The organism is Streptomyces sp. NPDC101191 (assembly GCF_044767915.1).
Lineage (GTDB): Bacteria > Actinomycetota > Actinomycetes > Streptomycetales > Streptomycetaceae > Streptomyces.
Genome location: NZ_JBIWOU010000004.1, coordinates 224,135 through 233,856, shown reverse-complemented (window position 1 = coordinate 233,856; position 9,722 = coordinate 224,135). Strand labels below are relative to the sequence as shown.

Here is a 9,722-nt window from a genome sequence, read left to right as displayed (position 1 = left end):
CTCTAAACCCCCCCCCCCCCCCCCCCCCCCCCCCCCCCCCCCCCCGCAGCGGGGGGGGGGGGGGGGGGGGGGGCCCCCCCCCGGGGGGGGGGCGGGGGGGGGGGGGGGGGGGGGGCCGGGGCGCCCCCCCCCCCCGCCACTTCCTTGGACACCCCGTCCAACCACGGACGGGTGATCCTTCCAACGAGGCGTACGAGCGGCGCCGACGCACCACTACACTGCTCAACAACATCGCGTCTGGCCCACAGCGTCGTGCGCTTTCACGCGGCAAGCCCCCTCCACCGCTGCGGCCGTCGGGACGGCCGTCCGCACTGCCTTTGTGAGGACTCACGTGAGCTCGAAACCTGTCGTACTCATCGCTGAAGAGCTGTCGCCCGCCACCGTCGACGCGCTGGGACCGGACTTCGAGATCCGGCACTGCAACGGCGCCGACCGCGCCGAGCTGCTCCCCGCGATCGCCGATGTCGACGCCATCCTGATCCGCTCCGCGACCAAGGTCGACGCGGAGGCCATCGCCGCCGCCAAGAAGCTGCGGGTCGTCGCCCGCGCCGGTGTCGGCCTCGACAACGTGGACGTCTCCGCCGCCACCAAGGCCGGCGTGATGGTCGTGAACGCCCCGACCTCCAACATCGTCACCGCCGCCGAGCTCGCGTGCGGTCTGCTCGTCGCCACCGCGCGCAACATCCCGCAGGCCAACACCGCGCTGAAGAACGGCGAGTGGAAGCGCTCGAAGTACACGGGCGTCGAGCTCAGCGAGAAGACCCTCGGTGTCGTCGGCCTCGGCCGCATCGGCGTCCTCGTCGCCCAGCGCATGTCGGCCTTCGGTATGAAGATCGTCGCCTACGACCCCTACGTGCAGCCCGCCCGCGCCGCCCAGATGGGGGTGAAGCTGCTGGCCCTGGACGAGCTCCTGGAGGTCGCCGACTTCATCACCGTCCACCTGCCCAAGACCCCGGAGACCCTGGGTCTCATCGGGGACGAGGCGCTGCACAAGGTCAAGCCCTCGGTCCGGATCGTCAACGCCGCGCGCGGCGGGATCGTGGACGAGGCGGCGCTGTACTCGGCGCTGAAGGAGGGCCGGGTCGCCGGCGCGGGCCTCGACGTGTACGCGAAGGAGCCCTGCACGGACTCCCCGCTGTTCGAGCTCGACGAGGTCGTCTGCACCCCGCACCTGGGCGCCTCCACGGACGAGGCCCAGGAGAAGGCCGGCATCGCGGTGGCCCGTTCGGTGCGCCTGGCGCTCGCCGGCGAGCTGGTCCCGGACGCGGTCAACGTCCAGGGCGGCGTCATCGCCGAGGACGTGAAGCCCGGTCTGCCGCTGGCCGAGAAGCTCGGCCGGATCTTCACGGCGCTGGCGGGCGAGGTCGCGGCCCGGCTCGACGTCGAGGTGTACGGCGAGATCACCCAGCACGACGTGAAGGTGCTCGAACTCTCCGCGCTGAAGGGCGTGTTCGAGGACGTCGTCGACGAGACCGTGTCCTACGTCAACGCCCCGCTGTTCGCGCAGGAGCGCGGTGTCGAGGTGCGTCTGACCACGAGCTCCGAGTCGCCCGACCACCGCAACATGGTCACCGTGCGCGGCACGCTCTCCAGCGGCCAGGAGGTCTCGGTCTCCGGCACGCTGGCGGGCCCGAAGCACCTGCAGAAGATCGTCGCGGTCGGCGACTACGACGTGGACCTGGCGCTCGCCGACCACATGGTCGTGCTGCGCTACGAGGACCGCCCCGGCGTCGTCGGCACGGTCGGCCGGATCCTCGGCGAGGCCGGTCTGAACATCGCGGGCATGCAGGTCTCCCGTACGGAGGAGGGCGGCGAGGCGCTCGTCGTGCTCACCGTCGACGACACGGTCCCGGCGAACGTGCTCTCCGAGATCGCGGAGGAGATCGGCGCGACCTCGGCGCGCTCGGTCAACCTGGTCTGATCGCGTCGGGCCGGCCCGGTCGGGCCGCCCGTCCGCTTCCGTACCCGCCCCCTAGACGCACGTCTTAGACAAGCGTCTATGGGGCGGGTACAGTGCTGTCCATGGGACACAAGGAAGATCTGCTCGAAGGCGCCAAGCGCTGCCTGCTGGAGAAGGGCTACGCCCGCACGACCGCCCGTGACGTGGTCGCCGCCTCCGGGACCAACCTGGCCTCGATCGGCTACCACTACGGCTCCAAGGACGCCCTGCTCCAGCAGGCCTTCCTCGCCCTCACCGAGGAGTGGGGCGAGGCCGCCTTCGCCGCGGACGAGGAGGGCGACCGGAGCGTGCCGGCCGACCCGTACGAGCGCTTCCGCGGCGTCTGGGAGCAGGTCATCGCCGGAGCCGAGGCCGCCGGCCCCGTGTGGAAGCTCCAGACGGAGATCGTCACCCGCATCGACGACGACGAGAAGCTGCGCGAGGCCATCAAGGAGCCCCAGCGCGAGGGGCGTCTCGGCATGGCCCAGGGCTTCCTCGGCATCGACCCGGAGAAGGAGCCCGAGAAGGCCAGGGTGGCCGGACTGCTCTGCCAGGCCCTCGCGGCCGGGGTGATGATCCAGTGGCTGGTCGACCCGGAGACCGCCCCCACCGCGGACGACCTCACGGCCGGGCTCAAGGTCCTGATGGGGGAGGACAGCTGAGCACCACCTTCGCGCGCGGGTGCTCGCCCTCGACGTACCGCAGGGCCCGGTCCGCCTCGGCCAGCGGATAGGTCCGCTCGACGACCGGGACGATCGCGCCCGTCTCGGCGAGCTCCCGCAGCGTCGCCAGGTTCTCCCGGCGCGCCTCCGCCGTGAGCACCCGGATGCGCCCGCCGGCGAACAGCGACGCCAGCTGCCCCTGGACGATCAGCCCCATGGGACCGATCAGGCTGCCGCCCTCGAAGACGCCTCCGCCGGACAGGACCAGCCTCCCCCCGGGGGCGAGCACCCGCCGGTACGCGGCCAGGGAGCGGTTGCCCACGAGGTCGAGCAGCAGGTCGTAGCGCTCCGGCCCCTTCGTGAAGTCCTCCCGCGTGTAGTCGAGGACGCGGTCCGCGCCGAGTCCGCGTACCAGCTCCACGTTCCGCGTGCTGCACACCCCGGTCACCTCGGCGCCGTACGCCTTCGCGATCTGCACGGCGAACGTGCCCACGCCCCCCGACGCGCCGTTGACCAGGACCTTGTCGCCGTTCCGCAGCCGGCCCAGGTCGCGCAGCCCCATGAGCGCGGTGTTGCCGGCCAGCGGGATCGCCGCCGCCTCCTCGAAGCCGAGTCCCGCGGGTCTTCGCTCCACGACGTCCTGCGCCGCGCACACGTACTCGGCGAAGGCGCCGCCGGACTCCCCGAACACCTCGTCGCCGGGCCGGAAGCGGCTCACGCGCCCGCCCACCGCCGTCACGACGCCGGCGAAGTCCGACCCCCTGATCCGCTCCCTGGGCCGCCGCAGCCCCAGCGCCGGCCGCGCCACGTACGGGTCGCCCCGCATCAGATGCCAGTCCCGCGCGTTGACCGAGGCCGCGCGCACCCGCACGAGCACCTCGTGCTCCCGGGGCACCGGCGTGTCGACTTCCCGGAACTCCAGCGCGTCCGCCGATCCGTACCGGTCCTGCACCCATGCCTTCATCGCACCGCTCCCTCCGGGACCCGACTCCTCCGGGACCCGACTCCTCCGGGACCCGACTCCTCCCGACGGTAGGCGTCCTGACGGGCCGTGGGACATCGGGGAACACCCCGGAAAATCCCCGAGCGCTTCCTAGGGGCGAGGGCCCTTCCGGCCCCGGGCGCCCGGGGTGGTCACAGCTTCGCCGCCTTCAGGGCCATGTGCAGCAGCAGGCGGTCCTCGCCCGCGTCCAGGTCCAGCCCGGTGAGCTGCTCGACGCGGGAGAGCCGGTAGTACAGGGTCTGGCGGTGGATGCCGAGCGCCGTCGCCGTGCGGCCCGCCTGGCCCGCGTGGTCCAGGAACACCTCGGCCGTACGGGCCAGTTCGGCGTGCGCGGGGGCCAGCAGGGTGCGGACCGCCGGGTCGGGTTCGGCCGGCGGGAGCGCGGTGAGCATGCGGTACGGGCCGAGGGCCGCCCACTCGGCGAGCGGACCGAGGTGCGGCTGGGCGGTCGCGGCCCGGGCCGCCGAGACGGCCTCGCGCCAGGACACGTCCAGATCGGCCAGCCCGCGGCGCGGCGCCGCGATCCCGGCCACCGCCGCGGGTCCCGCCGTGCCGCGCAGCCGGCCGGCCGCGGTGCCGGCGGGGGAGAGGTTGTCGGCCGACCGCAGCCGTACGAGCGCGGCGAGCGCCCGCGGCGCACCGCCCTCGCCGGGCCCCGGGCCGCCGCCGGGCGCCGCCGCGCCCGCGCCGCCCGCCGGTCCCGCACCTGACGCGCCCGTCCCGCCGGCCCCGTACGCACCCGCTCCCGCCACCGCGGCCCCGGGACGGCTCCACGGCAGCGTGCAGAGGGCCGCGGTGCCCGGCACCGTACGCGGGGACGGGGAGTCCTCGTCCGGCCAGGGCGCGAGGCAGACCACGGTGTGGAGGCCGTCGGCGTCGGGGCCGAGGGCGGTGCGGAGGGCGGCCACGGCCATGTCGTACTGCCAGCCGCGTTCCACCGTCAGGGTGGCGCGCAGCTCCCGGGAGAGGTCCGCCCCGGCGCGTTCCTCGTCGGCGAGGAGGTCGCCGATCCGGGCGGCGACCTCCATGGCGGCGGTCAGCTGCGCGTGCGAGGGGCCCGGCTCGGCGTCGAGCAGCCACACGTAGCCGAGGACGACGCCCCGATGGCGTACGGGCAGGCAGATCCGGTCACGGAAGACCCCCGCGTCCGGGGCGGCCGGGATGCGGACGGGGCCGGTCGCCCGGGTGATGCCGAAGCCCTCGAACCAGGCGCGGACCGCCGGGGTGGACTTCCTGGTGAGGATCGACCGGGTGCGGACCGGGTCCATGGCGCTGTCGTCGTCGCTGTCGTGGGCGCCGAAGGCGATCAGGCCGAAGTCGCGGTTCTCCAGGGTCGCCGGGGCGCCGAGCAGCGCCGAGATCTCGTCCACCAGGTCCTGGTAATCGCCCTTCACGGCGCCCATTCTCGCACCGCCCGGCGCTTCCTTCAGACAGATGTCTGAGAGCGGAGCCACGGATGCGTGACAGCTGTAGATGGCGGACGATCGGAGCGATCCTTAGGTTTCACGGTGGTTCTTCGTGCTGTTCCCGTTTGGTTACGTACATTCGGGTACGGCACCTTTCGTCACCCTGCCCTCTGGAGGTGCCCCGTGCTGGGTCCCGTGATCCTCGCCGCGTCGCGCAGCGACAAGATGCGCCGTTTCGTGTCGGCCGCCCCCGGGACCAAGCAGGTCGTGGCTCGCTTCATCGCCGGCGAGACGGTGAACGACGTCGTCCCGATCGTCCAGGAGCTGGCGGCCCGCGGCCTGGAGGTCACCCTCGACGTGGTCGGTGAGGACATCACCACCGTCGAGCAGTCCTACGCCGCCCGTGACGCCTACCTGGAGCTCATCGGCCGCCTCAAGGAGCTGGGCCTGGGCGCCCGCGCCGAGATGTCCGTGAAGCTGTCGATGTTCGGCCAGTCGCTGGAGAACGGCCACGAGCTGGCCCTCGCGAACGTCCGCCCGGTCGTCGCGGCCGCCGCCGAGATCGGCACGACCGTCACCCTGGACGCCGAGGACCACACCACCCTCGACTCGATGTTCGCCATCCACCAGGAGCTGCGGAAGGACTTCCCGCAGACCGGCTGCGTCATCCAGGCCTACCTCTTCCGCACCGAGGACGACGCCCGCCGCCTCGCCGCCGAGGGCTCGCGCGTGCGCATCGTGAAGGGCGCCTACAAGGAGCCCGCCTCGGTCGCCATCCAGGACAAGCCCGAGATCGACAAGGCCTACGTCCGGATCATGAAGATCCTGATGGAGGGCGAGGGCTACCCGATGATCGGGTCCCACGACCCCCGGCTCATCTCCGTCGGCCAGGAGCTCGCCCGCCGCGCCGGGCGCAAGCTGGACGAGTACGAGTTCCAGATGCTGTACGGCATCCGTACCGAGGAGCAGAACCGGCTCGCGGCGGAGGGCCACCGGATGCGCGTCTACACCGCGTACGGCACCGACTGGTACGGCTACTTCATGCGGCGCCTCGCGGAGAAGCCGGCCAACCTGCTCTTCTTCGTCCGCTCCATCCTCACCAAGGGCTGAGCCCCACCCCTCCGAAGGAGTTAAGAGACTCATGGACGCTGTGACCCAGGTCCCCACTCCCGTCAACGAGCCGGTGCACGGCTACGCCCCGGGTTCCCCCGAGCGCGCCCGCCTGGAGGTCAAGCTCAAGGAGCTGGCCGACAACCCGCGCGAGCTGCCGATGACCATCGGCGGCGTGAAGCGCATGGGCGGCGGCGAGCGCGTCGACGTCGTGCAGCCGCACAACCACAAGGCCGTCATCGGCACCTTCGCCGGCGCCACCCAGCAGGACGCCCAGGACGCCATCGACGCCGCCCTGGCCGCCGCCCCGGCCTGGCGCGCGATGTCCTTCGACGACCGCGCGGCGATCATCCTGCGCGCCGCCGAGCTGCTCGCCGGCCCGTGGCGCGAGACGCTGGCCGCCTCCACCATGCTCGGCCAGTCGAAGACCGCCCAGCAGGCCGAGATCGACACCCCGTGCGAGCTCGTCGACTTCTGGCGCTTCAACGTGGCCTACGCGCGCCAGATCCTCGCCGAGCAGCCGCCGGCGAACTCCCCGGGCGTGTGGAACCGTCTGGACCACCGCCCGCTGGAGGGCTTCGTCTACGCGATCACGCCCTTCAACTTCACGGCCATCGCGGGCAACCTGCCCACCGCCCCCGCCCTCATGGGCAACGTGGTGGTCTGGAAGCCGTCCCCGACCCAGACCCACTCCGCCGTCCTCCTCATGGAGCTCCTGGAGGAGGCCGGTCTGCCGAAGGGCGTCATCAACCTGGTGACCGGCGACGGCATCGCGGTCTCCGAGGTGGCCCTGAACCACCGCGACCTGGCCGGTATCCACTTCACCGGCTCGACCAAGACCTTCCAGCACCTGTGGAAGACCGTCGGCAACAACATCGAGACGTACCGCTCCTACCCGCGGATCGTCGGCGAGACCGGCGGCAAGGACTTCGTCGTCGCGCACCCGAGCGCCGACCGCGCGATCCTGAAGACCGCGCTGACCCGCGGCTCCTTCGAGTTCCAGGGCCAGAAGTGCTCCGCGTCCTCGCGTGCGTACATCCCGGCCTCCATCTGGAACGACGGCTTCAAGGAGGAGTTCGCGGCCGAGGTCGACGGCATCAAGATGGGTGACGTCACGGACCTGTCGAACTTCATCGGCGCCGTCATCGACGACCGCTCCTTCGCCAAGAACAAGGCCGCCATCGACCGCGCGAAGGCCGACGCCAGCTGCACGATCGTCGCCGGCGGCACCTACGACGACTCCGAGGGCTACTTCGTCCGCCCGACGGTGATCGAGTGCACCGACCCGGAGAACGAGGTCTTCACGACCGAGTACTTCGGCCCGATCCTCGCCGTGCACGTCTACGACGACGCGAAGTACGACGAGATGCTGGCCCAGATGGAGTCGGTCTCGGACTACGCGCTCACCGGTTCGGTCATCTCCAACGACCGCGCCGCCGCCGCGTACACCATGGAGAAGCTGCGCTTCGCGGCCGGCAACTTCTACATCAACGACAAGTCGACCGGTGCCGTCGTCGGCCAGCAGCCCTTCGGCGGTGGCCGTGCCTCCGGCACCAACGACAAGGCCGGCGCCCCGCAGAACCTGATGCGCTGGACGCTGACCCGCGCCATCAAGGAGACGCTGGTCCCGCCGACCGAGTACGGCTACCCGCACATGGGCTGACGCCCCCCGCCGCTCTCCGGCGGCCCCTGAACACCGCCCCCTTCCTCGGTCCCCCAACCGAGGTCGGGGGCGGTTTCCATTCGGGGGCGGTTCCCCCGGGGCGGGCTTAGGCTGCCGGTAAGGGGGCCGGCTCTGCGAGGAGGAACGGCATGCCTGGTTCGACGACCCTCGGCCCCGGACACGGGGTCGACGCGATCGACCATCCCGAAGCGCAGCGGATGGCACGGATGATGCGGGAGCTGCACGCGCTGCTCACCACCACGGGACCGGAGCGGATCACGCACGCGCAGGTCACCGCCCTGTGCGAGGGCGATCCGCACTCGCGCATGGAGTTCACCGCCTGGGTGGAGCGGGTGGCCCGGGAGCTGGAGCGGGCTACGGCCTGACCGGCACCCGCCGCGCCAGGAAGTCGTCGATCAGCGAGGCGACCTGCGGGGCGTGGGTCTCCAGGGCGAAGTGCCCGGTCGGCAGGAGGTGCACCTCGGCGTCCGGAAGGTCGCGGCGGAAGGCCTCGGCGCCGGCCGGGACGAAGACCTGGTCGCCCTCGCCCCAGACGGCGAGGAGCGGCACCCGGTTCGTGCGGAAGTACTCCTGGAAGGCGGGGTAGAGGGCGAAGTTGGACGCGTAGTCGGCGATCAGGCCGAGCTGGATCTCGTCCTGGCCCTCCCGGGCCATCAGGGCCGCGTCGCGCTCCCAGGCGTCGGGGTCGAGGAGGTCGCGGTACTCCGCCGGCACGCCCGTCTCGTACTGCCACCGGATGCCGTCGAGCGAGCGGATGCCGCGGACCGGGGCCTCGGTCTCCGGCGTGCGCTCGGCGATCAGGGCGAGGACGGGGGCCCAGGCGTCGGCGCCGAGCCCGTCCAGGTACGCGTTGCCGTTCTGGGAGATGATCGCGGTGATCCGGTCCGGGTGGGCGAGGGCGAGGCGCAGGCCGATCGGGGCGCCGTAGTCCTGGATGTAGACCGCGAACCGGTCGAGGCCGAGCGCCTCGGTGAACTCCGAGGTCAGCGCGGCCAGTTCGGCGAAGGTGTACGAGAAGTCGCCGGCGTCCGGGGCGGCGCTGCGGCCGAAGCCCAGGTGGTCGGGGGCGATCAGCCGGTAGCGGTCGGCGAGCCGGGGGATGAGGTCGCGGAACATGCGCGAGCTGGTCGGGAAGCCGTGCAGGAGGAGCAGGACGGGGGCGTCGGCGGGGCCCGCCTCCCGGTAGAAGATCTCGTGGCCGCGGACGGTGACGGTGCGGTGGTGGATCGGCAGCACGGACATCTCTCTAACCCCTCATTGCTCGATGACTGGTTGCAAGGAGAGTCAATCCCGTCCCATCTAACCTGTCAATAACCTTTTGAAGGTTAGATGGAGGGGCGGGGAGACTGGAGGGGTGACCGGAGACGTCCGGGTGCGGACCGCACCCACCCACGAGGTCGGCCCCGCACGGCTCCGCGCCGTGCGTGCGATGCTCGACGCCGCCTTCGACGGTGACTTCGCCGACGAGGACTGGGACCACGGCCTCGGCGGCCTGCACGCCTGGATCGAGGACGGGACCGGGATCGCGGCCCACGGCAGCCTCGTCATGCGACGCGTCCTGCACCGGGGCCGCTCGTACCGCGTCGGCTACGTGGAGGCCGTCGGCGTCCGGTCCGAGCTGCGGCGGCAGGGCCTCGGCGGCCTCGTCATGGCCGAGCTGGAACGCGCTGTCGATGGTGCGTACGCCTTCGGGGCCCTGTCCGCCTCCGACGCCGGCGCCGCCCTCTACCGGGCGCGCGGCTGGAGCCTCTGGCGTGGACGGATCGAGGCGCTGAGCCCCGACGGGATCGTCCGCCTCCCCGACGAGGAGGACTCCACCTACCTCCGGCCGGCCGCGGGGCGCCCGCTGCCGGGCCCCGCCGACCCGCTCGTCTTCGACTGGCGGGACGGCGACGTGCTGTGACCGTGTCGCGGCCGG

The 9,722-nt window shown here is 72.3% G+C and carries 9 protein-coding genes; 6 read left to right on the top strand and 3 right to left on the bottom strand.

Annotation, left to right across the window (positions count from 1 at the left end; genetic code table 11):
- Positions 1–331: 331 nt before the first annotated feature.
- Both serA and ACIRQF_RS17770 read left to right on the top strand, forming a co-directional pair.
- Positions 332–1,921: a phosphoglycerate dehydrogenase gene (serA, locus tag ACIRQF_RS17775; RefSeq protein WP_376636670.1), complete on the top strand. Its 1,590-nt coding sequence runs from the start codon at positions 332–334 to the stop codon at positions 1,919–1,921.
- Positions 1,922–2,022: 101 nt separating this feature from the next.
- The gene (locus tag ACIRQF_RS17770; RefSeq protein WP_376636669.1) at positions 2,023–2,601 is read left to right on the top strand and encodes a TetR/AcrR family transcriptional regulator; all 579 of its coding nucleotides are present in this window, start codon (positions 2,023–2,025) and stop codon (positions 2,599–2,601) included.
- Here ACIRQF_RS17770 and ACIRQF_RS17765 read toward each other — a convergent pair.
- Complete coding sequence (locus tag ACIRQF_RS17765; RefSeq protein WP_404093142.1) at positions 2,573–3,565, bottom strand: NAD(P)-dependent alcohol dehydrogenase; 993 nt, start codon at positions 3,563–3,565, stop codon at positions 2,573–2,575. The genes ACIRQF_RS17770 and ACIRQF_RS17765 overlap by 29 nt on opposite strands.
- A 170-nt stretch (positions 3,566–3,735) precedes the next feature.
- Positions 3,736–4,998, bottom strand: coding sequence for a PucR family transcriptional regulator (locus tag ACIRQF_RS17760; RefSeq protein WP_404093139.1), 1,263 nt, complete (start codon positions 4,996–4,998; stop codon positions 3,736–3,738).
- A gap of 195 nt (positions 4,999–5,193) precedes the next feature.
- Between ACIRQF_RS17760 and ACIRQF_RS17755 the strand changes: the two genes are divergently transcribed.
- From ACIRQF_RS17755 to ACIRQF_RS17745, 3 genes are all read left to right on the top strand, one after another.
- Positions 5,194–6,120, top strand: a complete 927-nt coding sequence (locus ACIRQF_RS17755) for a proline dehydrogenase family protein (protein WP_376636666.1) — start codon at positions 5,194–5,196, stop codon at positions 6,118–6,120.
- A gap of 31 nt (positions 6,121–6,151) precedes the next feature.
- On the top strand, positions 6,152–7,783 hold the full coding sequence (gene pruA / locus ACIRQF_RS17750; protein ID WP_376636665.1) for an L-glutamate gamma-semialdehyde dehydrogenase: 1,632 nt from the start codon (positions 6,152–6,154) through the stop codon (positions 7,781–7,783).
- A 149-nt stretch (positions 7,784–7,932) separates the two neighbouring features.
- Positions 7,933–8,169, top strand: coding sequence for a hypothetical protein (locus tag ACIRQF_RS17745; protein WP_382483193.1), 237 nt, complete (start codon positions 7,933–7,935; stop codon positions 8,167–8,169).
- On the opposite strand, the gene ACIRQF_RS17740 is transcribed toward ACIRQF_RS17745, so the two are convergent.
- Positions 8,159–9,046 (bottom strand): alpha/beta fold hydrolase, encoded by an 888-nt coding sequence (locus tag ACIRQF_RS17740; RefSeq protein WP_404093135.1) that lies wholly within the window; start codon positions 9,044–9,046, stop codon positions 8,159–8,161. The two genes, ACIRQF_RS17745 and ACIRQF_RS17740, sit on opposite strands and share 11 nt — an antisense overlap.
- 112 nt (positions 9,047–9,158) lie before the next feature.
- On the opposite strand from ACIRQF_RS17740, the gene ACIRQF_RS17735 reads away from it, so the two are divergent.
- Positions 9,159–9,707 (top strand): GNAT family N-acetyltransferase, encoded by a 549-nt coding sequence (locus ACIRQF_RS17735; RefSeq protein WP_404093132.1) that lies wholly within the window; start codon positions 9,159–9,161, stop codon positions 9,705–9,707.
- The last annotated feature ends 15 nt before the right edge of the window (positions 9,708–9,722 follow it).